At 49.1% G+C, this 23,874-nt stretch carries 24 protein-coding genes and 1 pseudogene; 9 read left to right on the top strand and 16 right to left on the bottom strand.

The genetic code is table 11. The features are described from left to right. Positions 1 to 412: 412 nt before the first annotated feature. Both LX69_RS04735 and LX69_RS18330 read right to left on the bottom strand, forming a co-directional pair. Positions 413 to 1,999: a [Fe-Fe] hydrogenase large subunit C-terminal domain-containing protein gene (locus LX69_RS04735; protein WP_111444674.1), complete on the bottom strand. Its 1,587-nt coding sequence runs from the start codon at positions 1,997 to 1,999 to the stop codon at positions 413 to 415. 60 nt (positions 2,000 to 2,059) lie between these two features. Next, positions 2,060 to 2,122 (bottom strand): annotated as a pseudogene (locus LX69_RS18330) (4Fe-4S binding protein); the annotation flags it as partial. Positions 2,123 to 2,523: 401 nt separating this feature from the next. Here LX69_RS18330 and LX69_RS04725 point away from each other — a divergent pair. Then, complete coding sequence (locus LX69_RS04725; RefSeq protein WP_111444673.1) at positions 2,524 to 4,677, top strand: elongation factor G; 2,154 nt, start codon at positions 2,524 to 2,526, stop codon at positions 4,675 to 4,677. 72 nt (positions 4,678 to 4,749) lie between these two features. On the opposite strand, the gene lpcA is transcribed toward LX69_RS04725, so the two are convergent. From lpcA to LX69_RS04710, 3 genes are all read right to left on the bottom strand, one after another. Beyond that, positions 4,750 to 5,334 (bottom strand): D-sedoheptulose 7-phosphate isomerase, encoded by a 585-nt coding sequence (gene lpcA, locus LX69_RS04720; RefSeq protein WP_111444672.1) that lies wholly within the window; start codon positions 5,332 to 5,334, stop codon positions 4,750 to 4,752. Positions 5,335 to 5,364: 30 nt separating this feature from the next. After that, positions 5,365 to 6,195, bottom strand: coding sequence for a CvfB family protein (locus tag LX69_RS04715; protein WP_111444683.1), 831 nt, complete (start codon positions 6,193 to 6,195; stop codon positions 5,365 to 5,367). A gap of 166 nt (positions 6,196 to 6,361) precedes the next feature. Continuing rightward, complete coding sequence (locus LX69_RS04710) at positions 6,362 to 8,386, bottom strand: cation:proton antiporter domain-containing protein (RefSeq protein WP_111444671.1); 2,025 nt, start codon at positions 8,384 to 8,386, stop codon at positions 6,362 to 6,364. A 346-nt stretch (positions 8,387 to 8,732) separates the two neighbouring features. Between LX69_RS04710 and LX69_RS04705 the strand changes: the two genes are divergently transcribed. Both LX69_RS04705 and ispG read left to right on the top strand, forming a co-directional pair. Beyond that, on the top strand, positions 8,733 to 9,422 hold the full coding sequence (locus tag LX69_RS04705) for a GDSL-type esterase/lipase family protein (protein WP_111444670.1): 690 nt from the start codon (positions 8,733 to 8,735) through the stop codon (positions 9,420 to 9,422). 223 nt (positions 9,423 to 9,645) lie between these two features. Next, positions 9,646 to 11,490, top strand: coding sequence for a (E)-4-hydroxy-3-methylbut-2-enyl-diphosphate synthase (ispG, locus tag LX69_RS04700; protein WP_111444669.1), 1,845 nt, complete (start codon positions 9,646 to 9,648; stop codon positions 11,488 to 11,490). A gap of 98 nt (positions 11,491 to 11,588) precedes the next feature. Here the strand turns inward: ispG and vapC are convergent, their stop codons facing one another. The 5 genes from vapC to LX69_RS04675 all read right to left on the bottom strand — a co-directional run bounded on the left by vapC (position 11,589) and on the right by LX69_RS04675 (position 14,369). Next, positions 11,589 to 11,993: a type II toxin-antitoxin system tRNA(fMet)-specific endonuclease VapC gene (gene vapC / locus LX69_RS04695; protein WP_111444668.1), complete on the bottom strand. Its 405-nt coding sequence runs from the start codon at positions 11,991 to 11,993 to the stop codon at positions 11,589 to 11,591. Then, positions 11,990 to 12,226, bottom strand: coding sequence for a hypothetical protein (locus LX69_RS04690; protein WP_111444667.1), 237 nt, complete (start codon positions 12,224 to 12,226; stop codon positions 11,990 to 11,992). The genes vapC and LX69_RS04690 overlap by 4 nt, the downstream gene beginning before the upstream one ends. A gap of 198 nt (positions 12,227 to 12,424) precedes the next feature. Further along, positions 12,425 to 12,850 carry a hypothetical protein gene (locus LX69_RS04685; RefSeq protein ID WP_111444666.1) on the bottom strand — a complete coding sequence of 142 codons (426 nt, stop codon included), beginning with the start codon at positions 12,848 to 12,850 and terminating at the stop codon, positions 12,425 to 12,427. Between the two features lie 392 nt (positions 12,851 to 13,242). Next, positions 13,243 to 13,629 carry an HU family DNA-binding protein gene (locus tag LX69_RS04680; protein ID WP_111444665.1) on the bottom strand — a complete coding sequence of 129 codons (387 nt, stop codon included), beginning with the start codon at positions 13,627 to 13,629 and terminating at the stop codon, positions 13,243 to 13,245. 335 nt (positions 13,630 to 13,964) lie between these two features. Continuing rightward, complete coding sequence (locus tag LX69_RS04675) at positions 13,965 to 14,369, bottom strand: hypothetical protein (protein WP_111444664.1); 405 nt, start codon at positions 14,367 to 14,369, stop codon at positions 13,965 to 13,967. A gap of 256 nt (positions 14,370 to 14,625) precedes the next feature. On the opposite strand from LX69_RS04675, the gene LX69_RS04670 reads away from it, so the two are divergent. From LX69_RS04670 to LX69_RS04660, 3 genes are all read left to right on the top strand, one after another. Continuing rightward, positions 14,626 to 15,567: a helix-turn-helix transcriptional regulator gene (locus tag LX69_RS04670; protein ID WP_111444663.1), complete on the top strand. Its 942-nt coding sequence runs from the start codon at positions 14,626 to 14,628 to the stop codon at positions 15,565 to 15,567. 76 nt (positions 15,568 to 15,643) lie between these two features. Further along, entirely contained in the window at positions 15,644 to 16,105 is a 462-nt protein-coding gene (locus tag LX69_RS04665; protein WP_111444662.1) for a hypothetical protein, read from the top strand. A gap of 46 nt (positions 16,106 to 16,151) precedes the next feature. Next, complete coding sequence (locus LX69_RS04660; RefSeq protein ID WP_221621274.1) at positions 16,152 to 17,024, top strand: SPL family radical SAM protein; 873 nt, start codon at positions 16,152 to 16,154, stop codon at positions 17,022 to 17,024. Positions 17,025 to 17,057: 33 nt separating this feature from the next. Here LX69_RS04660 and LX69_RS04655 read toward each other — a convergent pair whose 3' ends face one another. Beyond that, the gene (locus LX69_RS04655; RefSeq protein ID WP_111444660.1) at positions 17,058 to 18,206 is read right to left on the bottom strand and encodes a 4-phosphoerythronate dehydrogenase; all 1,149 of its coding nucleotides are present in this window, start codon (positions 18,204 to 18,206) and stop codon (positions 17,058 to 17,060) included. Between the two features lie 44 nt (positions 18,207 to 18,250). After that, positions 18,251 to 18,925 (bottom strand): 2-C-methyl-D-erythritol 4-phosphate cytidylyltransferase, encoded by a 675-nt coding sequence (locus LX69_RS04650; protein WP_111444659.1) that lies wholly within the window; start codon positions 18,923 to 18,925, stop codon positions 18,251 to 18,253. 287 nt (positions 18,926 to 19,212) lie between these two features. On the opposite strand from LX69_RS04650, the gene hpt reads away from it, so the two are divergent. The 3 genes from hpt (at position 19,213) to obgE (ending at position 21,534) form a co-directional block, all read left to right on the top strand. After that, the gene (gene hpt, locus LX69_RS04645; RefSeq protein WP_111444658.1) at positions 19,213 to 19,749 is read left to right on the top strand and encodes a hypoxanthine phosphoribosyltransferase; all 537 of its coding nucleotides are present in this window, start codon (positions 19,213 to 19,215) and stop codon (positions 19,747 to 19,749) included. A gap of 69 nt (positions 19,750 to 19,818) precedes the next feature. Continuing rightward, positions 19,819 to 20,394 carry an adenylate kinase gene (locus LX69_RS04640; RefSeq protein ID WP_111444657.1) on the top strand — a complete coding sequence of 192 codons (576 nt, stop codon included), beginning with the start codon at positions 19,819 to 19,821 and terminating at the stop codon, positions 20,392 to 20,394. Between the two features lie 114 nt (positions 20,395 to 20,508). Further along, complete coding sequence (gene obgE, locus LX69_RS04635) at positions 20,509 to 21,534, top strand: GTPase ObgE (RefSeq protein WP_111444656.1); 1,026 nt, start codon at positions 20,509 to 20,511, stop codon at positions 21,532 to 21,534. Positions 21,535 to 21,590: 56 nt separating this feature from the next. On the opposite strand, the gene LX69_RS04630 is transcribed toward obgE, so the two are convergent. The 4 genes from LX69_RS04630 to LX69_RS04615 are packed head-to-tail and all read right to left on the bottom strand — an operon-like array spanning position 21,591 to position 23,690. Next, positions 21,591 to 22,118, bottom strand: a complete 528-nt coding sequence (locus LX69_RS04630) for a Spy/CpxP family protein refolding chaperone (protein ID WP_170124239.1) — start codon at positions 22,116 to 22,118, stop codon at positions 21,591 to 21,593. Between the two features lie 19 nt (positions 22,119 to 22,137). Continuing rightward, positions 22,138 to 22,668 carry a periplasmic heavy metal sensor gene (locus LX69_RS04625; protein ID WP_111444654.1) on the bottom strand — a complete coding sequence of 177 codons (531 nt, stop codon included), beginning with the start codon at positions 22,666 to 22,668 and terminating at the stop codon, positions 22,138 to 22,140. A 13-nt stretch (positions 22,669 to 22,681) separates the two neighbouring features. After that, positions 22,682 to 23,101, bottom strand: coding sequence for a hypothetical protein (locus LX69_RS04620; protein ID WP_111444653.1), 420 nt, complete (start codon positions 23,099 to 23,101; stop codon positions 22,682 to 22,684). 34 nt (positions 23,102 to 23,135) lie between these two features. Continuing rightward, entirely contained in the window at positions 23,136 to 23,690 is a 555-nt protein-coding gene (locus LX69_RS04615) for an RNA polymerase sigma factor (RefSeq protein ID WP_111444652.1), read from the bottom strand. Between the last annotated feature and the right edge of the window lie 184 nt (positions 23,691 to 23,874).

Raw genomic sequence — 23,874 nt, 5'->3', positions numbered from 1 at the left:
AGTTCGGATTTGTGTACTACAGATTTTCGCTTTGTAAAGGTAGCGTAATGACGCTAGCTCTCCACTAAACACGGTAATAACCGCTATAGATTCCCGTTTCGGGGTTGGTGCGCATGGATACTTTGAAATACATGCCCCAAAGTAAACATGTAAACCGCTGATATACAATACCCCCTTGTGTACTACAAATGATTTTTCGAAAATTCAGACACTGATTATCAATGTATTACAAAAGCAAATAGAGCAAAAGAGCCTATTTTGAGGTGAAAAAAGGTGTTTTTTTAATGAATTTTGGATGGAAAGCTGCAAGATGGGTTGAGTGAACCGGATAAGCAAAGGCGCAAAGCACTTTTGAGTGACTTTGCGCCTTTGTATTTTATTTGCGTTCCGTTTCAGAGAACCGCAATGGCCATCAATTCTCCTTAAACCGCAACAAGTCACCTGCTTTTTCACTCAGGAATTCGAGTGCGACAGCCAGGTTTTCAATTGATTTGGCCACTTCACCTGTGATTTCTGCTGAATGCTCAAATTCCCGGGTGGCATCCACAATGTTTTCCGAAACATTTTTGAAAACCCCTTCAAAGCGAGTCAGGTAGGGTTTGATTTTATTCGATTCGTTGCCCGATTGTTCGGCCAGGGATTTTACTTCGCGCGCCACCACGGCAAAGCCACGACCCACTTCGCCGGCTCGTGAGGCTTCGATGGATGCGTTCACCGATAAGAGGTTGGTTTGGCGGGAGATGTTATTGAGCGATTCGGTGATTTTGTCAAAATCGCGGATTAGCGTGGTGTTGTGCAGCACGTCGTCCTTGAGTCGGTTGAATTCTTTGCGCAATTTATTCGTCAGCTCATATAGTTCAACCGACACCATGTTGATGTTTTGGGTGTTGGCACTTATTTCCTGAATGGTTTCATTGATGCTCATGGCCGTTTCGGTAAACACCGCAAGCGTGTTATGGTGACAGTTTTCGGGTTTGTTAAGTCCGTTAAAGATGGCCACTGCCATTTGTTCGCAACTACCGTAGCCGCACGATGAGCAGTTTTTAATGTCATCGTCCGCAAATTTGTTCATTTTACGATAGATGGTTTTCAGTGCTTGATCATCGGGGATGCGTAAATCTACTTTGTGGCTAAGGTTATGATAGGATCGGCTGTACGTATTATTTTTCCAATGGCTGTCAATGGTTTGTTTAAGGGGATGTTGTTTTAGTGTTCGCTGTATGAAATTAGGAGTGTACCTGGCTTTTGCCTCGCTGCAGCGGGCATCTATGCGTGTTTCAAGTATGTCGGCGGCCGTTTTACGGTTCGCGGTTCCTGTTCCACCGTTGCAACCCAAATGGCAGTTGAGGCAGTCGATAAGCAGGGGTGCTCGACCCGATGCGATTTGTTCGGGCAGTTCTTTCAGGTAGGGATAGATGAGCGACGGTCCCTCTATTTTTCGGATTCTGTCAGCCAATTCAGGCGCTTCACGCAAAACGGTGCGGGTGAGCCCTCCCGGCGATGAGAACAATACTGCTCTTTCGGCCGGAGGGTTGTCGTAAGGGGTGGCCTGAAAATCATGGATGTTGACGCCTTCAAATTCCATCGCATCCATGAGTGTCTTCATGGTGACGTTGTAGTCGCCCAAGCCTGTTTCTTCGAACTCCCGTTTTTTTGCCACGCATGGCGAGATGACCACCACACGATGGTTTTTGTATTGAGGGAAAGAGGCATGCACCATTTTGATGAGATGCAGCATGGGGCTGTCGGCCGGTGCAAGGTAGGGAATAAGTTCCGGCTGATAGAGCTGAATATAGGTCACAATGGCCGGGCAGGGTTGAGCGATGACAGTGGTCGGTTGGTTTTTTTTGATGTGTTGCAGGTACGATTTTACAGTTAGTTCGGCACCAAAGCTGACGTCAAAAACAGCAGCAACACCTTTGCTTTTTAAGTATCCGTTTAATTTCAGATAGCTGTCGGGCATATTAGCAGCAATGGCCGGTGCCACAATGGCGATCATGGGTACGCCCCGTTCTGCTTCTTCGAGAAAAAAATCGGTGTCATCAACAAAGTAGCGAGCCTGGTGGGTACAGGCATCAATGCAGGCACCGCAGGCGATGCAGAGTTCCGGATTAAGAGAGATGACGCTTCCGCTGCCATCGTTGCAAAATTTTACCGGACATACCGTAATGCAGGCATGACAGTTGACGCATTATCTTCGTCAATACAAATCACTTGGGATAATGTGTGGTTCATCCAATATGTAAGTTAGGTCAATAAATTATTAAACAGAACGGGCATACAAGTCACATCATTGCTCTTCGAAATGAAGAGCTGTGTATGCGGCTTTTTAAACGATAGATTCTTCTTTAATGCTCTGCTTCATCGCAAACATAGAAAAAATATCTTCAACCCAATGGTCTGAAAAAATATTTAATTGTCGCAACATTGTAATAAGTTCATAAAAATAGTTGCTCGATTGCCAAATAATGTTAATTTTGAAGGAGTTCCTTTTTTTAATCCAAACTCCTAAATCTGACGCTTATGAAAGTTTATGAAGCCGACCAGATAAAGAACATCTCTTTATTGGGTAGCGCAGGCTCTGGGAAAACCACCCTCGCGGAAGCGATGCTGTTCGAGGGTGGGGTGATCAGTCGCCGCGGAGACATCGAATCAAAATCCACCGTTTCTGATTATCACAAGGTGGAGCAAGAGTATGGCTATTCGGTCTATTCATCGGTTCTTTTCACCGAATGGCTGGGCAAAAAAATCAATTTCATTGATTGTCCCGGATCCGATGATTTTATCGGCGGCGCCATCACATCGCTCAACGTGACCGATACCGCTCTTTTGCTCATCAATGCCACGCAAGGGGTTGAAAATGGAACGGAAACCATGTTCCGTTATACCGAGCAGTATCAAAAACTGGTCATCCTGGTCATCAACCAACTCGATCACGAAAAAGCCAATTACGACCGTTGTGTCGAAGAGGCACAGGAGGTTTTTGGCAAAAAAGCGGTGATTGTGCAATATCCCGTCAATCCCGGCACCGGCTACAATGCCATGGTGGACGTGCTAAAAATGAAAATGTACGTGTGGAAACCCGAAGGCGGAGCCCCCGACAAGATCGACATCCCTGCATCGGAGAAAGAATGTGCCGAAGAGTTGCATAACATTCTGATAGAAGCGGCCGCCGAAAACGATGAGGCGCTCATGGAGAAATTTTTTTCAGAAGGAACCCTTTCCGAAGACCAAATGCGCGAAGGAATTCACAAAGGATTGATTCATCGCGACATGTTCCCCATCTTTTGCATCTCGGCAAAAAAAGACATGGGTGTGCGACGAATGATGGAATTCATTAACAACGTGGTTCCCAACGTGTCGGAGATGCCTGTCCCGACCGACAAAAATGGCACGCCTGTCCCTTACGACCCCACCGGGCTCACATCGGTGTACGTATTTAAATCGTCTGTGGAGCCACACTTGGGTGAAGTGTCGTTCTTTAAAGTAATGTCGGGCAAAATTCAGGATGGCATGGATCTCACCAATATGAATCGAGATGCCAGGGAGCGTATTGCCCAACTGTTTGGCGTGGCCGGTAATACCCGCCATAAAGTGACCGAATTGGTGGCCGGCGATATCGGAGCTACCGTAAAATTGAAAGAAACTCACACCGATCATACGCTTAACGGGAAAGGATGTGAATATGTGTTTGAACCCATCCATTATCCCGAACCCAAATATCGTACAGCGATTAAAGCCCTCAGCGAAAGTGATGAAGAACGTTTAAGCGAGATTCTCCAGCGCATGCACAACGAGGATCCGACGCTGAATGTGGAATACTCTAAGGAATTGAAACAAACGATCGTACATGGTCAGGGTGAGTTTCACATCAACACCATGAAGTGGAGCATCGAAAACATTGACAAGCTGCAAATTGAATTGTTTCCCCCACGCATTCCCTATCGCGAAACCATCACTCGCATGGCACGTGCCGATTATCGACACAAAAAGCAGTCGGGGGGTGCCGGACAATTCGGTGAGGTGCACCTGATCATCGAACCCTGGTATGAGGGTATGCCCAACAATCAAACCTATAAATTTGGCGGGCAGGAGTTTAAAGTCAACATTCGCGACCAGCAGGAAATAAATCTCGACTGGGGTGGGAAATTGGTGTTTTGCAACTGTGTGGTGGGGGGAGCCATCGAAACCCGCTTCATGCCGGCCATACTCAAGGGCATTATGGAAAAAATGGAAGAAGGCCCTCTGACCGGCTCTTATGCCCGAGACATTCGTGTGCTGATTTACGATGGCAAGATGCACCCGGTCGACTCGAATGAGATTTCCTTTAAGCTGGCCGGACGCAACGCCTTTAGTGCCGCCTTCAGGGAAGCCGGCCCCAAAATTCTGGAACCCATTTACGATGTGGAAGTGCGTGTTCCATCCGATCGGATGGGCGATGTGATGAGCGACCTGCAAGGACGACGCGCCATCATTGAAGGCATGAGTAGCGAAAAACATTACGAAGTCATCAAAGCCAAGGTACCTCTCAAGGAGATGAACAAGTATAGCACGTCGCTCAGTTCCATCACGGGGGGACGTGGCTCTTACGTCATGAAATTTTCGGCCTACGAAAAAGTCCCGCAGGATGTGCAGGAACAATTGCTCAGTGCTTATGCCGAATTGGAAGAACGCTGATGAGCGACATATTGGTGCTAAAAAATAAAGGACGCCATCTTTGGCGTCCTTTATTTTTGGATGCGATCCGGGTTAATTCTGATCCGGGCACATTTTTTCAATCACCTCAATGACAATGTGGATGATTTTGATGTGAATTTCCTGAATGCGATCTGAGTAGCCCTGGTAATCGACGTGAAGGCTCACATCACACATATCTTTGAGTTTGCCGCCCGTTTTGCCGGTAAGGGCAATCACCTTCATTCCTTTTTCGCGGGCTTGAAGCACGGCGTTGATCACGTTGGGTGAGTTGCCGCTGGTGCTGATGGCCAGCAGTACGTCACCGCTGTTACCCAGCCCTTCTACAAAACGACTAAAGATGTGGTCGAACCCGTAATCGTTGGCCACGCAGGTGATGTGCGACGGGTCGGAAATGGCGATGGCCGGCAGGCTGCGGCGGTGATCGCGAAAACGCCCCGACAGCTCTTCGGCAAAGTGCATGGCATCGCTCATGGAGCCGCCGTTGCCGCACGAAATCACTTTATGGCCGCGGTGAATGGCTTCGCTGATGAGCTGAGCCGCCTGAAGAATTTGCTCCATGTTGCGGGCATCGCCCATGTAACTGTCCAATAATTGGCGCGCCTCTTCAAATCGTGATTGGATATGAGATAAGTGCATAAATATGTTGTCTATGAGTGTGGTTGCGGTTCAGACCAAGCGCACGCCCTCTGCTTCGATGACAATGAGGCGTTGCTTATAAAGTGCACCAATGGCTTTTTTAAATGATTTTTTGCTAATGCCAAAGGTGTCGTAAATCATTTCGGCATCTGACTTATCGTTGACAGGGATGAAACCACCGTTTTTTCGAATCACGTCGAGAATATCTGACGATATTTTATCGATTTTTTCGTAACCGGGTTTGTGCAGGATCAGGTCAATTTTCTCGTCTTCGCGTACCTTTTTAACGTAGCCCGTGATGCGCTGCCCCGGTTCGAGGTATTCGAATACTTCGCTGGCATAGAGAAGCCCCGTGTGCAGGTTGTTGACAATGGCCGTGTAGCCAAGGTCGGTTTCGCCAATAACCATCAACGACACTTCCTGGTTAATCTCATACGTGGGAATGACGTTGTCGAGGAACTTTTCGATTTTGGCCGAAGCCACCACCCTGCCCGATTCGTCATCGAGATAAACATACACCAGATATTTACCCCCCTCGCGCATTTTGGCTTTCTGCTCGTTGAAGGGTACAAACAGGTCTTTGAGCAGTCCCCAGTTGAGAAACGCCCCGATGGAAGTGACCGACTTGACACGCAACAAGGCAAACTCGCCCACGGTGGCCAGGGGCGTTTCGGTGGTACAAATGGGGCGGTCTTCGGAGTCGGTGTACACAAACACCGTTACCTCATCGCCGGGCTGGCAACCGGCCGGTACATATTTAGCCGGCATGAGTATTTCGCCGTGCGTGCCGCCGTCGAGGTAAACCCCAAAATCTACCTCTTTCACCACTCTCAGGGTGTTGTATTTGCCTATTTCAGCCATGGTAATGTCAAATAATTGATGAGCGCCCGAGTGATTTGGGCGTTTCCGCATCGGGCGAAACAAAGAAACAACATTTTTCTGATTGATGGAAATGGTATGGAGCAGGGGAGAGGTGAGTTAAAAAACAAAGGAACTCTGATTTTTATGATGACAGAGCCCCAATGCGTTACTCCTCATGCACCACCTCCGTTTCCTCCTGTTCGGTGCCTTCCATACTGCACGATTCAATCATTTCGATGGCGATGGCGGTGTTTTCGGGTTTGCCCAGCACGTAGCACACATCGCCGGCCAGTAGTTTGGTGTCGGGGCCAATGTGATCGATGATGTCGTTTTTGCGGCGAATAGATGCCAGGTTGACACCAAAGGTTTGTCGGAACGACATTTCGGCCAGCGTTTTACCGGCCAGCGGCGAATGGTTGGGAACCTTGATGGCCACCACGTCGATGTTGGGCACATCGCGAATGAGCGACACCGTTTTGTAGTGGTTCTTATCCATGAAGATGCCGTAGTGGTGGTCGCGAATTTTGGCGATGGTGCTCACAATTTTGGAGTTGGGCACCAGGTATTTTTTCATAATGCGCTCAAACAAGTCGATGGAGGTCTCAAATTCCTCGGGGATGACCTGGTCGGCCCCCAGGGCGTAAAGGTTTTCGATGTCGTCGACCTTTTTGGCGCGGACAATGATGAATGCTTTCTTGTTCATGTGCCGCACTTTGTCGACCACAGCCATGGCAGTAATCAAGTCGCCGATGGAAACCACCACCACTTCGGCCGTATCGATGTGAGCTTTTTCGAGGATGGGCTCGTTTTGGGCATCGCCATAAATCACCATTTCGCCCTTGAGCTGGCGTTTGCGCACAATCTCGGGGTCGAAGATGATAGAGAGGTAAGGCAGTTTCATGTGCTTGGCCATCACCGACAGGTTGAGGGCGCGTGAATCTTTGCCGATGAGCACCAGGTGGCGCGACAGTTCGGGCACTTCCATCTCTTTGAGCGGGAACAAGCCGTTGACCAACGTGGGTGGCAGGTTGAGGCGAAGCAGACGGTTGGCCAGCGGCTTGGCTATTTTAATGGTAAAAGGCGACATGGCCATGGTGATAACCGCTACGGCCAAAAACAGTTGATAATGGTAGGTGTCAATCACCTTGTAGTCGATGCCCAGCTTGGCCAGGATGAATGAGAACTCGCCCACCTGCCCCAGGGCGATGCCCACCATCACTGTTCCCCGAAAAGTGTGCCCCAGCACAAATGCCGTGAATCCGGCCCACATGACTTTAATGACCCACACCAACACCACCGTGATGAGCACAATGCCTATGTGGTTGAGCACAAATGGCACATCGAGCAACATGCCAATGGAGACAAAGAAAAAGCTGGTGAAGGTGTCTTTAAACGGGATGATATTCCCAAAGGCGTTGTGACTGTAGGTGGAACCCGAAATCATCAGCCCCCCCAGAAAGGCGCCAAAGGCCAGCGACATGCCCATTTCGTGGGTGAGCATGGCCACCGCCAGACATATGAGTAGCACGCTCATAAAAAAGAGTTCCTGATTGCGCGTGAGGGCAATGACGTGCAGCAGCCACGGAACCAGCCATTTGTTGGCCGAGTAAACAAAGGCAATGATCACCACCGCTTTGATCAACAGCCAAATGAACTGTCCCGACACATCGGCCGGAGCATCGCCCAGCAACGGGGTAAAGAGCATGAGCGGAATGATGATGATGTCCTGAAAAATGAGGATGCCTACTACCGTGCGGCCATAGTTGGATGAGAGTTCCGACCGTTCCTGCAATATTTTGAGCACCACAGCCGTGCTGCTAAGTGCTGTCATGAAGCCGATAAAGAGCGAAGCTGTCCAGTTGAGTTCGTACCAATGAGCTACCAGCATGATAAATGCCGTGGTGAGCGCCAACTGCAAGAAACCGCCCAGAATGACCGTTCGCCTGATTTTGAGCAGGTGATTGAGCGAATATTCCATGCCGATGGAGAACATCAACAGCACCACGCCAATTTCGGCAATCAGCTCAATGTCGTGTGCCGAACCTAGCCATCCCAGCAGTTTGGGACCCACAATCACCCCGGTAAAGAGGTAACCGATGATGGTGGGAATCTTTAAACGGGTAAATATGAAGTTCACGAACGTGCTGAGCCCGAAGATGATGACAATGTCCCTGAGAATACCAACTTCCATATATATTTGTCGTTTTTAACACCGTGAACGCTTGATGCTGTTGAACATTCGCGTCTTTTGATTGTCAACCGTTACAAAGATGCAGTTTTTGGACGGTTGATGAGGAAATTTTTTTCAAATTTGAAGCCTATTGCCGAGACCATCATTGATTTTGGTTTTTGTTTGAGACCGTGAAAACGCAAACGCGCAAAGGCGCGGAGTTGATCATGATTTTCACTCATCTTTAAATAAATGAATGATGTTGATGATAAAATGAGAATATGTGAAGTCTGTAAGCATTGGATCATGATATCAATCTCTGTGTCTTTGCGTCTCAGTGTTAAAAAAGATTGAATTTAATAATATCATGACACACAAACATCTTACCCAATGGCTCACCGTCATGTTGCTGTTGGTGGCTACCCTGGGTGCTTATGCCCAAAATGACATTTTGAAGTGGGAACCCGACATCCGAGCCTTCGAGCAATTGGATGCCACGCGCACTTACGACCCCAATGCCATCCTTTTCGTGGGCAGCTCGAGCATCCGGCTTTGGAAGAGCATCGATGCCGACATGCAACCCTACCCCGTGATACAACGGGGGTACGGCGGTGCCAAATTCACCGACCTCAACCATTATTTGCATCGCATCATCACCCCCGAACATCGGTTCCGTGCCGTGGTGGTGTTTGTGGCCAACGACATCAACGGCGGCAACTCGGATCGTAAACCCAAAGAGGTGCATAAATCGTTTCAAAAGCTGGTGAAGCAGGTGCGTAAGCATCATAAAAGCGAACCCATTTTTTTTGTCGAGATCACCCCTACCCCATCGCGGTGGAAGGTGTGGTCGCAGACCAAGGATGCCAACCTGCGTGTGGCCAAGTTCTGCAATCGCAAGAAGGGTGTGGAGTTCATTGCCACCTCGCACCGCTATCTCGACAACTTTAAGCAGCCCCGCAAGGAACTGTTCATGGCCGATCAGTTGCACTTCAATGCCGAAGGATATGCCATCTGGACGGAGCTCATCAAAGCCGAACTGGATAAAAAACTGAAATAGTTGAATCAATGTTGTTTAGTTAGCATTGCTCGAATGAGTGATAAGAAGATGATTAGACTTAAGAGATGAAGAAGGGAGATCTAAATATCATCGCTCATCAACTGTCTCTTCGTCTCACGTCTTCTTTTCTTCAATACGCAACATTGATTTGTGAGTCAAAGTTATTATGAATGCTTCTTTCTCCTCCCCATGGGGAGGTCGGGAGGGGCTCAAAACCACCCCCATGCCATACTGCCAAAACCTCTTTGCTTATCATCGCCGCCCCACCACCGAGGTGCGGGTGGGCAACCTCGTCATCGGGGGTGAATACCCCATTCGCCTGCAATCGATGACCACCACCAACACCATGGACACCGAAGCCACCATTCATCAAGCCCTCAAAATTGTGAATGAAGGGGGCGAGCTGGTGCGCATCACCACGCCCAACCAGCGTGAAGCCGCCAACCTGGAGGAGATACGCGACGGATTGCGCCGCATGAGCTGCGACACGCCGCTGGTGGCCGACATCCACTTTAATCCCGCGGCCGCCCTCATCGCCGCTTCGCTCATCGAAAAGGTGCGCATCAACCCCGGCAACTTTGCCGATGGCGCCAAATTGCAGGAGACCATCGACACCTCCGACGAGGCCTGGCAGGAGGGCATCCGCGCCATTCGCGATAAGTTTATTCCCTTTCTCAACATCTGCAAGCAGCACGACACGGCCATTCGCATTGGCACCAACCACGGGTCGCTCTCCGACCGCATCATGAGCCGCTATGGCGACACGCCCGAGGGCATGGTGGAATCGTGCATGGAGTACCTGCGCATTTGCCGCGAACAGGATTTTCACCGCGTGGTGCTCAGCATCAAGTCGAGCAACACCCGCGTGATGGTGCACACCGTGCGGCTGCTGGTTCACACCATGGCACGCGAGCAGATGCATTACCCGCTGCACCTGGGTGTGACCGAGGCAGGCAACGGCGAGGACGGTCGCATCAAATCGGCCGTGGGCATTGGCGCGCTGCTGGCCGATGGCATTGGCGACACCATTCGCGTGAGCCTTACCGAAGACCCCGAGTTGGAGATTCCCGTGGCCCGTCAGTTGGTGGGCTACATCGAGCAGCGTGCTGCATCGCCTGCCATTCCCTTCGAGGGCGAGGTCGCGTTTACCCCCTATGCTTACCACCGTCGGCAGTCACACCCCGTGGCCGGCATGGGTGGCAACCATTTGCCGGTGGTGATGTTCAGGGGCAGTGGTGCCGATGTGGATGCGGCGCTGATGCCCGACGTGGTCATCTGCGACCACGCGGCCGACATCGACACCTGGCTCAGCAAGGGCGTGAAGGTGATGGCGCCCGCGCCGGTTGCCGCTCAGCATCCCGATGCGATGCCCATGTACGAGCCCGATGTTTTTGACCAAGCCGACCTGTCGCGTCCTCACGTGCTGCGCATCAGCTACCCGCAGCTCACCCCGGCCATCATAGAACGTCTCAAGGCATCGACCCAAACCATTGTGCTGGTACACACCTCGCACCCCAACGGCATGGCCGAGCAACGGGCGCTCATCCTGAAGTTGGTGCAACAGGGCATTGCCTTGCCCGTGATTGTGGAACGAAGCTACCCCGTTGCCACCGCCGAAGCCCTGCAACTGATGGCGGGTGCCGACACCGGCATCCTCTTTCTCGACGGCCTGGCCGACGGCATCGTGCTGCAAGCCCCTGCCCTGCCCCATCACACGGTGCTCTCAACGGCCTTTGGCATTTTGCAGGCTTCGCGCGTGCGCTTCTCTAAAACCGAATACATCTCGTGCCCCGGATGCGGTCGCACCCTCTTTGACCTGCAAACGGTGACGGCCAAAATAAAGGCGCGCACCTCCCACCTCAAGGAACTCAAAATTGGCATCATGGGCTGCATTGTCAATGGCATTGGCGAGATGGCTGATGCCGACTACGGCTACGTGGGTGCCGGCCCGGGCAAGGTGTCGCTGTTTAAGCAACAGCAACTCATCAAACGCAACGTGCCCGCCGAAAACGCCCTCGAGGAACTCATCGACCTCATCAAAGAAAACGGCGATTGGCACGAGGCGTGAGGAATGATGGTTTTTTATTAGACCTGATGCTTCTCTCAAGCATGGACATAAAAAAGACGCAAAGCCTTTGAATCATTGGCTTTGCGTCTTTGTAATGCCTAGAGCGTTTTTGTCCAATTCTCAATTTTAATCTCATTGATGCGTCCAAAATGTGACTCATTATTCGTCACAAGTATCAGGTCATTTGAAATGGCTGAGACTCCTATCAGCAAATCAAAATCGTCAATAATTTGGCCGCTTTTTCGCAATCTCGCCTTCTCTGTGGCATATAAATCTAAGGAGTTAAATATAGGGAGTATTTGAACTCCAGAAAGAAAATCCTCTAATGCAATTTGATTTTTATCAGGATTCTGGCTGTTTTTTACCCCATACTTCAATTCAGCTAAGGTAATTTCCGAAATAAATCTATTCGATTTTGGAATGGAGTTGAACTTCTCCTTTAAGTTGAATTTTCCTTTGATATAATAGATACAGATATTTGTATCTATAAGATAGCTTTTCAAAATGATTCAATTTCTCGGTTAAAATTCCTAGCGTTTCTAATTTCACTGATTATTTCTTCCGCGTCTTTCGAATCTTTCCATGCTCCAAATGACTTTTCAAATTTGTTCCTTCTTGCGGTTAAATCCTGATGTATTGACTTTGAAAGTCTTTCTATCAGTTTTAATTTCAAATCAGGATTTAGATTGCTTAATAATCCCCAATAACCGTCTATTATTTGTGTTTGCGCTTTCATATTCAATTGTTTTGCTCAAAGATACAAAAAGCATTTCTACACATTAAGTATTTCGTATGTTGTCAGCAATGGTTTTTTGTTGGGGTGGGAAGTTATTGTTTTTTATTGATAATCATCTGGATTTTAAAGCGCAAAAAAAGACGCAAAGCCTTTGTATCATTGGCTTTGCGTCTTTTTTATTGGTAGTCCCGGCGCGGGTTAATTCATTTTGGTATAGATAACTGTTTCAGTATAAACCGTGTCTTTGTTGCTGTCGTCTCTATTAAAAGTAATGGAGTTACCGCTGATTTGAAAGCTCTTTTTAATCGTTTCTCCTTCGTAAACGATGGTCACTGAAATGGTGCTTCCCGCTTGAGACCAGGTACCTAATTTTTCATTGTCGATGTAGAAATCCTTATTCGATTTAAATTCAATGATTTCGTATTCTCCTTCATTTTTTAATTCTGTAGGGGTTTTGTACTCATCAGTATCTTCATATTCTCCTTCTTTAGTATAGCTGTAAAAATAGGTGGTTTCCCATTTCGTTCCCGCTACATCAGCTGCATCATCATCATCATCCTTACTGCAAGAAGCAAATACAAGGGTTGCCATCAGCAACAAACCAAACATTTTAATTGTCTTCATCATTTGTTTTTTTTGAGGTTGTTATTAAACAGATGCAAAAATAGCTTTTCAGTCGTAACTCTTATCACCTTGTATGGGATTTATGTTACTCTGATGATGTCAAAAAATTAACAGATGGGACCTGACTTGGTTGGTTTGTGATATAACCTTATGTTTTATTGATGTTTATTGATGCGGGCGTTCGGTTTTAGCAACATCCATACAGGATGAATCAAAAAGCCCGCCGCCTTTTGGGTAAAAGGCGGCGGGCTTTTGTACAAAAGCTGCCCGGCTTTTGGTAAAAAGGCGGGCAGCTTTTAAAATTTGTAGTATCAGCTTTTTTAAAAAGGCGGCGGGCTTTTAAAATTTACAGTATCGCCTTTTACCATCGGGCCGAAAAGGGTTCATTCAGCTTACTTTATCTTCTCGTATTTAAGGTTGGCAAGCATCTCTTTTAAATCGACGCCCGGACGAAAGGTCACCTTGCCACCTTTAATGAGCGAGGCATTGAATTTCTCCTCGGTGTCGGCGCCTTCGCTGTTGAGCGTAATTTGAAAGGATCCAAAGTCACCAAAGCGAACAATTTCGCCGTTACTCAAATGACGTCTCAGCACCTTGGTCAGGTCGTTGAGCACGGCCATCACGTCGGTGTCACTCACCGTGGTGGAGCCTTCGGCAATTTCTTTGCTCAACTTGCGAAATGTGAGCTCATCGCGGCTCTTGGCCTGCGCATAAAATTTTTTGGGTGCCTCAGGTTTGAGGGGATTGCCTCTTTGGGCAATGACATAAGTAATAGCCATAATTCTTAAAATTTAGTTGTTAATAGTATGGGTTTATAAAAACGTGTTATTATGAATGTGATTGCCTCCCCGGGTTAAAGTGGGTGTAACCTGTTTATGAATCGTTTGCTTTTCATATAACCCTCGGTTGGCGTTTCGGAGGATGAAGTTATAAATATTTATTTTACAACAAAGGGTTTGTTTAAAAAAATTCCATAAACACTACCTCACTTTAATTAATAGAAGTACGATAGAGATATTGCGTGCGTGATTTAATGATGCTTGTATATTGGACAGAATCAAAAAAAGCTGCCTGAGTTCATCTCAGGCAGCTTTTTGGGGATGGATTTGTTTTCTTAAATCTTTGTGAATTTCACGGTACTCGCAATTATTGTTCCTTCAACAGTTGTAGAAACAGAATAAGTAAGCGTATTACCACTTAAAGAATATTCATACTCATCCTTATCCTCATCAATAAAAGTCACTTTACTTCCTGATTGTGTCCATTTGCCAATTTCTTCATTTGTATCAGAAACGACAGTTCCATCAGCCTTCAAAGTAAATTTTTGATATTCGTCTTCTTCTTTTATTTCAGCAACGTTTTTATATTCAGTTATCGCATTGCCATACTGAAATTTCACATAAGAACTTTCCCAGGTAGTACCAGCGATGCTAGCCGCATCATCATCATCATCTTTACTACAAGAAGCAAATACCAAAGTTGCCATCAGCAACAAACCAAACATTTTAATTGTCTTCATAAATCAATTTTTTTAGAGGTTTTTTTAATACCGCCACAAAAAAACGGAATTAACATTAATTAAGCAAATTGAAACAATCTAAATAGCAAAGCTCCCTCCTTCTTTTGCCACAAGGGAGGTGACCATAATTGAATACTAAAAATTTTCTGATGAAACCCTCTTCCCATTTATTTCACAACTTTGCCCTACACAATCCCTTTGTTCCTCTCTCCTCCCCTTTGGGGAGGCCGGGAGGGGCTCTTCAAACCCCAGATGCATGAACCGTTTTGACCGTGTTGCTTCTATCCTGATCGTATTGCAGTCGCGCCGGGTGACCACGGCGGGCGAGCTGGCGCAACGTTTTGGCGTAAGCCTGCGCACCATTTACCGCGACCTGGGCACGCTCGAGCAGGCCGGCATTCCCCTGTGCGCCGAACCGGGCAAAGGCTACTCTCTGGTCGAAGGGTATCACCTGCCCCCGGTGATGTTCACTCCCGACGAGGCTGCCACGCTGTTGCTGGCCGAGAAGATGGTGACACGTCTCTCCGATGTGTCGTCGGTGGCGGGCTTCGCCTCGGTGTTCGATAAAATCAGGGCTGTGCTCCCCGCTCCCACCCGCGACATGGTGGCGCATCTCGATGCCACCGTCGAGGTGTACCCTCGCCCGACCAATGGCCTGGAGACGCCGCCCTGTCACCTCACGCCCATCCGGCAAGCCCTGGCCCGGCACGAAACACTGATGCTTTCGTACGATGCTTTTTACAACCATCAGCCCCCGCAGCAGCGCGAGGTCGAGCCCATTGGCCTTTGTTATTACAGCATGCACTGGCATCTGATTGCCTGGTGCCAACTGCGCAACGACTATCGCGATTTTCGCCTCGACCGCATCGTCAGCCTTAACAATACCAATCGTCCCGCATTGTTGCAACGACAAATGTCGCTCAAGGACTACTTCCTTTCGCTCACTCAAAAGGGCGAACTGCGCCCCGTGCGTCTCACCGTCACCTCGCGCACAGCCATCGCCATGGAGAGTGCCGCCCAGTATTACGGTTTCATAGAGTCAGTGCCCGAGGGCGACCAGGTGTCGATGCTGTTCGTCACTGCCGATGAGGGTTGGATGGCTCGCTGGCTGATGATGTTCCTCGATGGCATCACCCACATCGACTCACAAACGGTGAAAGATGAGATGGATCGGTTGATGGCTTGCCGATGTTTTTGAATTTTTTTCAACCCCTGTTGACATACTGTTGTCACCATCGCCCCCTAGCTTTGCATCGAACTTAAATAATTAAACGATGCAAATCATTCACAACCATCCGTTTTCGGCGTTGGTGTTCGAAACCGACACCACGCTATCCGACCTTAATCAACACGTGGGTCATGTGGCGCGCGATTTGGCCGCCGATGCGCTGGCCTCGGGGCTCGATCTGGCCGGCCCTGTTTACTGGGTGTACGAGGGTGCCGACGGTCGCCCCGACACGCGCTTTCACCTCACCATTGCCCAACCGGTGCTTGGCACTGCCGATGCCCCCACCCGTTACACGCGCCGTGAGATGCCGCCCTTTGCATCTCTTCAGCAGTTGCATTACGGCCCCTGGCCCGATTTGTGCGCGGCTTACCAGTCGCTCATTGGCGCTGCCATGCAACAAAACCTAAAACTATCAGGCATCTCGCGCGAACTTTACATACAAATGGATTGGGAGCATCCCCAAAGGAATGTGACCCTGGTGCAGGTGGGTGTTGATGGAATGATTTAACTTTATGTCCGCCGGCAAAAGCTGGCGGCTATGCATTTTCCTTTTTATGATATCAACCATTTCCGCCAAACAAATAGTGGCCACGGTGAAGCAGGACGAGCGAAACCTGTTATCGCTCAACTACAACATGAATCTGTACCGGGGTTGCAGCCACAACTGCATTTACTGCGACACGCGCAGCGAATGCTATGGCATAGGCGATTTGTTGCACATTCGGGCTAAGGAAAATGCCATTGTCATGCTTGAGAAGGAGTTGAAATCGAAACGCAAAAAAGGATCCATCGGTTTTGGGAGCATGCACGATCCTTACATGCCCGTCGAGGCGCGCGAGCAGCTGACCCGTCGGGCACTCGAGGTCATTGTCCGGCAACGGTTTGGCGTACACATCATCACCAAAAGCGACCTGGTGGTGCGCGACATCGACCTGTTGGCCACCATTTCGAAGGTATATGCCACCGTGTCGGTCACCATCACCTGTGCCGACGATGCTTTGTCGCGCCTCGTTGAACCCGGCGCACCGCCGTCGTCAGCCCGCTTTGAGGCAGTGCAACAACTCTCACAGGCCGGCATCCGTGCCGGCATCACCCTCATGCCTATCCTGCCCTTTATCAACGACACCGAGCAGAACGTCACGGCCATCATCGACCGGGCGGCGCAGTGCGGAGCGGCGTACATCCTGCCTTACATGGGCGTCACCCTTCGCGATGTGCAGCGCGATTATTTTTTTCAGAAATTGGATACGCATTTCCCCGGCATTAGGGAACGGTACATACAGCTATTTGGAAACAGTTACCAGGCACTTTCACCCTCTCACGCTTCGTTAATGAAGGTGGCGAAGGAGCGATGCCGACATCATGGCTTAGGCATGCAGGTGCCGCCTTTTGAACAGCCCATGAATCCTCAACTGACACTTTTTTGAGGCAGATATGATGCCTGTCGCTCAACCCCAGCCTCAAGGCTGGGGCTCTACCAAACCCTTCCAAGCCTCCACGATTTCAGGTGTGAGATGGTCTCCCCCAAGTTGGTACGCCCCAAACTCGCGGCGTACGGGATAACTGCCCCGCAACTCCTCAAAACGGCTCGTGTCACCACGCAGGTCGGCATCGTCGCGGCGGAGGGGATAGGTTTTCAACACCAGTTCGGCCAATGCCTGTTGGGTGGTAGCATGTGCCCGACTCAGGGTTAGCAGGGGCGTTTCGGGCTGTGGCAATGATGACGGGTACCAGTCGGTGAGCGGTATGCCAAAGTATTTCGCCAAGGCTCTGATGGTCATGGCCGACCCCATGGCTTTGCCGTCTACCGAATAGCCGGCGATGTGCGGGGTGGCAATGAAACATCTGTTGAGCAACGGCAGGCTGATGTTGGGTTCGTTTTCCCACACATCAAGCACAGCCTCAGAGAGAATACCACGGTTCAGACCTTCGAGTACGGCATCGGTGGCTGTGACTTCGCCACGAGAGGTGTTGATAAGAATGGCGCCTGGTTTGATGACGTCGAGCGTTTGCGTGTTGAAGAGGTGAAAGGTTTGGTCGATACCCGTTTTGATGTATGGCACGTGAAAGGTGACGATGTCACTCTGCTTTAACAAATCGTTGAACGACACAAAACCGGACTCCCCGGCGCGTTCCCTTGGTGGGTCATTTTGAAGCACCTTCATGCCAAAGGCCGCCGCTACCCGCGCTACTTTGCGGCCTACATTGCCCACGCCAACAATGCCCAGCGTTTTCCCTTTCAGGTCAATGCCTTTCTCGGTGGTGAGTAGCGCCAGCAGAGCGGCTATATATTGTTTTACAGACCCGGAGTTGCAGCCCGGGGCATTGGTCCAGGTGATGCCCTGTTGTTGCACCCACTCGGTGTCGATGTGGTCGAACCCGATGGTGGCCGTGCCAATGAATTTCACCGACGAGCCTTGCAGCAATTGCGCGTTGCAGTTGGTGCGGGTGCGCACCAGCAAGGCGTGGGCATCTTTCACGTCTTGGGCGCTGATGCGACTACCGGGCAGGTAAGTCACCTCGGCAAAAGGTTCCAGTACGCCTTTGAGGTATTTCACTTTATCGTCGCACACAATTTTGAGACGGCCTGAGGGAGAAGTATGGAGCATGTGTTGATGTTTATTGTAATGAACACTTCGTCAAACCCGAAAGTTCAGGGTTTGGGTGTTTTCATAAGCAATTCGGCAATTTTCAGATCCAGAGGGGTGGTGATTTTGATGTTTTCGTGGTTACCTACCACCAGGTTGATGGCAAAGCCGGCATGTTCCACCACGCTGGCATCGTCGGTAAACAGGGCACTAAAGGGGACATCGTAAGCCGTGGTCAGTTGCTCGGAGCGGAATACCTGTGGCGTCTGCACCGACACAAAGGCGTTACGATCCTCGGCACTGTTTGTTTGCCCGTTGACGCGTCTAATGGATTCGGTGAGCGGCAGCGCCGGGATGGCATTGCCGTTTTCAAGAGCACCGCTGTAACAACGATCCAGGGTTTCGTGCGACACTAAGGGGCGCACCCCATCGTGAATGCCCACCACTGCATCGCCTTTTACCATTGCCAGACCATTCTTTACACTGTGAAATCGGGTTTCACCTCCGGCAGTCACCTGGTGTGGGATGGTAAACTTGTAGCTGTCGCACAATCCTTTCCAAAGCTCCATTTGCGAGGCCGGCAGCACCACAATTTGCAGCATCTCGGAGTTGTATTGATAAAAAGTCTCGATGGTGGCCATCAAAATGGGACGCCCACCCACATTGAGAAACTGTTTGGGAATTTGGCTGCCCATTCGGGAACCGCTTCCACCGGCCACGATGATGACAACTTGTTGCATAATGATTTATTTTGATACAATTGACCCTCAGAAGACGCTGTTGGTTCCACGTGTTGGGCATAAAGACGGTGAAAAATCAAGGCTAATATAAAGAGTTTGAAACAAAGATGCACCCCCATCAAAGGTTACCGATGGTAAAATGCTTGTATTAAACCGTTTCAATCAGATGCATTCGCCCATGAATTGGTGCTGCCTGTCAAATAATTGCTACCCCGGGTCAATGTGGGTGGAACAATCTGTAATCTTTTTCTATTTTTGCAAAATTATTAAAATCAAAAGACCACGGCATGCGATCGATACAGCTGGGCGATAAGACGTTTGAACTTTCTATTACTTCTACTGAGATTCAAAAAGCCATTTACCGCATGGCCGATGAAATGGATCGGGACTTGAAAGATAAAAATCCATTGATGATTTGCATTCTCAACGGTTCTTTTATGTTTGCTGCCGATGTGATGAAAAAGTTCACCACCCCTTGTCAGGTCAGCTTTGTGAAACTGGCTTCATACCAAGGGACTCAAACCACCGGACAGGTAAAGGAACTCATTGGTCTTACCGAAGACATCGTGGGACGCACCGTGGTTCTGCTCGAGGACATTGTGGATACCGGCGTCACCATCGATAACCTGGTGAAGCAACTCAATGGCATGGGGCCACGCGAGGTAAAAGTGGCCACACTGCTCTTTAAGCCTGATGCCTGCAAACGCGATGTCACCCTCGATTACGTCGGTTTGAGTATCCCCAACGAATTCATTGTCGGTTATGGCCTCGATTACAACGGTTATGGCCGTAATTTGCCCGACATTTATTCGCTGGTTAAATAAGTGCGGATTTTAGATAACTCCAAATATTAATCCGTCAATCGAAAACGGTTGACTCAATGAAATCAGAATATGTTCAACATTGTAATTTTTGGCCCTCCGGGTTCGGGAAAAGGTACTCAAAGTGAAAAAATGATTGCCCAATATGGTTTTGCCCATATCTCCACCGGCGATTTGTTGCGCTACGAAATCAGTCATCACACCCACCTGGGAGCCATTGCCAAAAGTTATATCGACAAGGGAGAACTGGTACCCGACGATTTGATCATCGACATGATTGACATGAAACTGGAGAAGATGCGCAACATTCCGGGTGTGATTTTCGACGGCTTTCCCCGCACGGCCGATCAGGCTGCTGCGCTTAAGGAGATGCTCAAAGGGCATGGCGAAAAGGTTGATTTGGTGATTAACCTCAACGTTGACCGTCAGGAGCTCATCACTCGTTTGCTCAAGCGTGGCGAAACATCGGGTCGTTCGGACGACAACCTCGAAACCATCGAGAAACGTCTGAAAGTGTACGAAGACCAAACGTCGCCCGTGTTGGCATTCTACCAAAAGGAAAAAAACCTGCTCGACATCAAAGGGATGGGCGAAATCGACGAGATTTTCAACACCATTTGCAACGCCATCGACAGCGCTCGCCAGTAATCGGTTGCACTGCCCCGACGGGCTCATCTGAAATAAAAGCATTGAAAACCACGGCATTTTATTATTTTTGCCGTGGTTTTTATTTATCAATACAGAGACAGAGGAAACAGAGCAATGGCCGGATCGAATTTTGTTGATTATGTGAAGATTTATTGCCGTTCGGGCAAAGGGGGCGCGGGATCGGCCCATTTCCGTCGTGAAAAGTTTGCACCCATGGGGGGCCCCGACGGAGGTGACGGTGGCCGGGGTGGCCACGTGATTGTGAAGGGGAATCGAAACTTGTGGACGTTAATTCACCTCAAATATCAGCGTCACGTGTTTGCTACCGATGGCAAATCGGGTAGCCGCTCGCGAAGCACCGGTGCCGATGGCATCGATAACATTATTGAAGTGCCGCTTGGAACTGTGGTGCGTGATGCCAATACGGGTGAGTTTCTTTTTGAAATTACCGCCGATGGTGAACAAGTGATTTTAGCCCCCGGTGGTCGCGGGGGATTGGGAAACTGGAATTTTAAGACGGCCACCATGCAGGCGCCCCGTTTTGCACAGCCCGGCGAACCTTGCACAGAGCTCGAAATCATTATGGAGCTGAAAATATTGGCCGATGTGGGTTTGGTGGGTTTCCCCAATGCCGGCAAATCGACCTTATTGTCAGTGGTGTCGGCCGCCAAGCCCGAAATTGCCGATTATGCTTTTACCACGCTGGTGCCAAATTTGGGCATTGTGCGATATCACGATAACCAGTCGTTTGTGATGGCCGATATCCCGGGAATCATTGAAGGTGCTCATCTGGGCAAAGGATTGGGGATTCGCTTTTTGCGCCACATCGAACGAAACTCTATTCTTCTGTTTATGATTCCGGCCGAAAGCAAGGACATTAAAAAAGATTATCAGATATTGCTTAACGAACTCAAAGAGTTTAATCCCGAGATGCTCGACAAACGCCGCATTTTGGCCATTACCAAGAGCGACATGCTCGATGAGGAGCTGATGCTAGAAATTGAGCCCACACTGCCCGATGTGCCGTGCGTGTTTATTTCGTCCATCAACGGTTATGGTATTTCCACGCTGAAGGACATGCTTTGGCGAGAGTTGCAGGCATCGAACCCTGTGGAACCACAGCAGGACATCGAATTATAAGAACAGAAGAGCCGGATCAATGAAATCCGGCTCTTTTGTATACCAATCACAAAGAATTACTGTGCAACAGGAGCATTGATGCATTGCGCAGAACGACCATTGCCGTCGCGCATTCCTTTGCCTTTCCCTTCGCCACGGTGCATGCCCATGCCTTTGTGCCCGCCTTTTTTACCGGCATGGGTGTCGAACCAAATCTTTTGCTCATCATTCAGCAAAGCCCTCACATCCTGACGGTGTTGCGCCTGTTTCTTCATCATTTGGTTCTTAAACTTGGTGATCTCGTCGATGTTGGCGTTGATGGCTTTTATGTCGGCCTTGTCAGTTGTCGTTAATGTGCGTTGTTTTGCTTTGAGTTCTCCCATTTGGTTTTTAAACACCAGCATTTCTTTTTGATGGGTCAACTTCAGTGCGTCGATTTTGGTTTGTTGGTCGGCGCTCAGGTTGGGAATACCCATGCATGTTGTTTCACCTTGTCTCCATCCTTTTTCTTGACCCATTTTTCCTTGGCCTTGTTGTGCAAAGGCAGATGTTCCGAGCATCAGCATTCCCGATACGAGAATGGCAGATAAATTTCGTGCTTTCATAATCAAATGTTTATATGTGTTATTGGTTTTGAGGTTGACGGTTGTGCTGACGACGGTTTTTACCATGTCTGCCACCTTCCCCTTCGTGTTTCATAAATCGGTGAAATTCGTTTTCGAGTGCCGGTAACTGGTCAGATGGACAACTGCTGCGCAGGTTGCTGAAATATTTCCAGGTCATTTGTTTAAGTCTGGCGTGATTGCGTCCGATCTGCTCCGACAGCTTGTTGAGCTGCACGGTATCGGGCGTTGGTGCCACCATTTCCTGCATCATTTGCTGTCGCAGGGTGTTCATTTCTTCGGCCAGTTGGCGGGCATTTTCCCTAAATTGGCGGCTGTGGTGTTGGAAAGAGGCTTGTTGTTCGTCGTTCAACTCCAGGGCGTTCATGAACCATCCACCACGTGGGGTGTTCTGATTGTACATGGGGCGTTCGTCGCGGGGTAAATCGGGTCGATAACGCATCCACACCAGCGTGCCGATGGTGGTAAGATTGGTGACAGCCAGCACAATGACTGCCCACAACAGAATTCTATATTTTCGTTCAGTAATCATGTTATTTGATGTTTTAAGGTTCAATAAGCCAACTATCAAGGCCCTCAAGGGTCACGTCGTCGAGATAGGCCATCTCGTTCATGGTTGTGGTCGTTTCAGAGCTATTGTTGTTGAGCAAAATCGGCAGAGAAGTCCCGATGGCGATGGCCACAGCAACCGAAGCTGCCACCATCAATTTGTAGCTCAGGTTACCCCAAGTTATGTTGCGGGGCGAGGGTTCGGCGTAGATGGCATTCATGATGCGTTGCGACATCATGGCGTCTGTGTTGATGTTTTTTTCTGAATCGATGAGTTGTTGCACTGCTTCTACCTGATGGGAAATAGCTTTACATTCGGCACAATGATTCAGGTGTTCGGTCAACGCTTTTTTTTCCGCGAAGCCGAGCTGCGAGGCATCGTTCCATATTTGTTGTTGAAAAGTTGAGCAGTTCATGGCAGCGTTGTTTATGAGTTTAGATACATCTGGATTAGAATTCCTTCGCCAGGGATGATAATTTTTTTTGAAGGTTTTTTTTGGCGCGTTGCAGCAACGATTCCACGGCTCCTTCGGTCATCATCATCACCCGGGCAATTTCGGCCTGAGGCAACTCGTCATATTTGCTCAGCACAAAGGCAATGCGTTGGTTTTCGGGCAATGAGTCGATGGCACTTTGCAATTGTTGTTGCAGTTCGTTCTGTTCAGCCTCATGTTGTGGTGTTTGCGTGTGTGACGGCTCCATGCGGTCGTTTCCCTGATCGAAGAGCCACAGGGTTTGCTTTTTCTTTTTTTTGCGAAGATGTTCCAGGCAGGTATTCACCGCGATGCGGTAAATCCAGGTTGCGAAGGAGGCTTTTCCCTGAAAGGTCGCCAGGGCACGATAGGCTTTCACAAACACCTCCTGGGTCAGATCCATGGCATCGTCGCGATGGTGCACAAACCCCATGCAAGTGGCCATGACCTGACGCTGGTAAGCATCTACCAAAAGCTCGTACTTCCGGTTGTTGCCCTTCAGGATATCGTTGATGATGTCGATGTCGTTCACCTTGCCAATGTTTGGTTTATGCGTTTAGACAGAAATGGGTGGTGATTCCTTCGCTTGTGGCTTTGTTTTTCAATCATTGGCGACATTTTACATTCCAACAAACAGATTCTCAGTACGAATGTTTTATGTCGGGGGTGCTTGTTTTATTGGAATCTTAGCGGTTAATGGCTTATTTTTGCCCCAA

Source organism: Breznakibacter xylanolyticus (genome assembly GCF_003254275.1).
In the GTDB taxonomy this organism is placed as follows: domain Bacteria; phylum Bacteroidota; class Bacteroidia; order Bacteroidales; family Marinilabiliaceae; genus Breznakibacter; species Breznakibacter xylanolyticus.
The sequence above is the reverse complement of the archived record's forward strand: the minus strand, read 5'-3'. Positions and strand labels throughout refer to the sequence as shown.

Bases quoted from the DNA above. Each gene is read 5' to 3' on its own strand.
- LX69_RS04715 (WP_111444683.1), bottom strand. From the start codon at position 6,195: ATGGCTGAAATAGGCAAATACAACACCCTGAGAGTGGTGAAAGAGGTA.
- ispG (WP_111444669.1), top strand. From the start codon at position 9,646: ATGCCATACTGCCAAAACCTCTTTGCTTATCATCGCCGCCCCACCACC.
- LX69_RS04680 (WP_111444665.1), bottom strand. From the start codon at position 13,629: ATGGCTATTACTTATGTCATTGCCCAAAGAGGCAATCCCCTCAAACCT.
- LX69_RS04725 (WP_111444673.1), top strand. From the start codon at position 2,524: ATGAAAGTTTATGAAGCCGACCAGATAAAGAACATCTCTTTATTGGGT.
- LX69_RS04710 (WP_111444671.1), bottom strand. From the start codon at position 8,386: ATGGAAGTTGGTATTCTCAGGGACATTGTCATCATCTTCGGGCTCAGC.
- hpt (WP_111444658.1), top strand. From the start codon at position 19,213: ATGCGATCGATACAGCTGGGCGATAAGACGTTTGAACTTTCTATTACT.
- LX69_RS04640 (WP_111444657.1), top strand. From the start codon at position 19,819: ATGTTCAACATTGTAATTTTTGGCCCTCCGGGTTCGGGAAAAGGTACT.
- LX69_RS04690 (WP_111444667.1), bottom strand. From the start codon at position 12,226: ATGAAAGCGCAAACACAAATAATAGACGGTTATTGGGGATTATTAAGC.
- LX69_RS04650 (WP_111444659.1), bottom strand. From the start codon at position 18,925: ATGCAACAAGTTGTCATCATCGTGGCCGGTGGAAGCGGTTCCCGAATG.
- LX69_RS04660 (WP_221621274.1), top strand. From the start codon at position 16,152: ATGATATCAACCATTTCCGCCAAACAAATAGTGGCCACGGTGAAGCAG.
- obgE (WP_111444656.1), top strand. From the start codon at position 20,509: ATGGCCGGATCGAATTTTGTTGATTATGTGAAGATTTATTGCCGTTCG.
- LX69_RS04630 (WP_170124239.1), bottom strand. From the start codon at position 22,118: ATGAAAGCACGAAATTTATCTGCCATTCTCGTATCGGGAATGCTGATG.
- LX69_RS04705 (WP_111444670.1), top strand. From the start codon at position 8,733: ATGACACACAAACATCTTACCCAATGGCTCACCGTCATGTTGCTGTTG.
- LX69_RS04685 (WP_111444666.1), bottom strand. From the start codon at position 12,850: ATGAAGACAATTAAAATGTTTGGTTTGTTGCTGATGGCAACCCTTGTA.
- LX69_RS04665 (WP_111444662.1), top strand. From the start codon at position 15,644: ATGCAAATCATTCACAACCATCCGTTTTCGGCGTTGGTGTTCGAAACC.
- LX69_RS04735 (WP_111444674.1), bottom strand. From the start codon at position 1,999: ATGATCGCCATTGTGGCACCGGCCATTGCTGCTAATATGCCCGACAGC.
- LX69_RS04620 (WP_111444653.1), bottom strand. From the start codon at position 23,101: ATGAACTGCTCAACTTTTCAACAACAAATATGGAACGATGCCTCGCAG.
- LX69_RS04655 (WP_111444660.1), bottom strand. From the start codon at position 18,206: ATGCTCCATACTTCTCCCTCAGGCCGTCTCAAAATTGTGTGCGACGAT.
- LX69_RS04625 (WP_111444654.1), bottom strand. From the start codon at position 22,668: ATGATTACTGAACGAAAATATAGAATTCTGTTGTGGGCAGTCATTGTG.
- LX69_RS04675 (WP_111444664.1), bottom strand. From the start codon at position 14,369: ATGAAGACAATTAAAATGTTTGGTTTGTTGCTGATGGCAACTTTGGTA.
- lpcA (WP_111444672.1), bottom strand. From the start codon at position 5,334: ATGCACTTATCTCATATCCAATCACGATTTGAAGAGGCGCGCCAATTA.
- LX69_RS04670 (WP_111444663.1), top strand. From the start codon at position 14,626: ATGAACCGTTTTGACCGTGTTGCTTCTATCCTGATCGTATTGCAGTCG.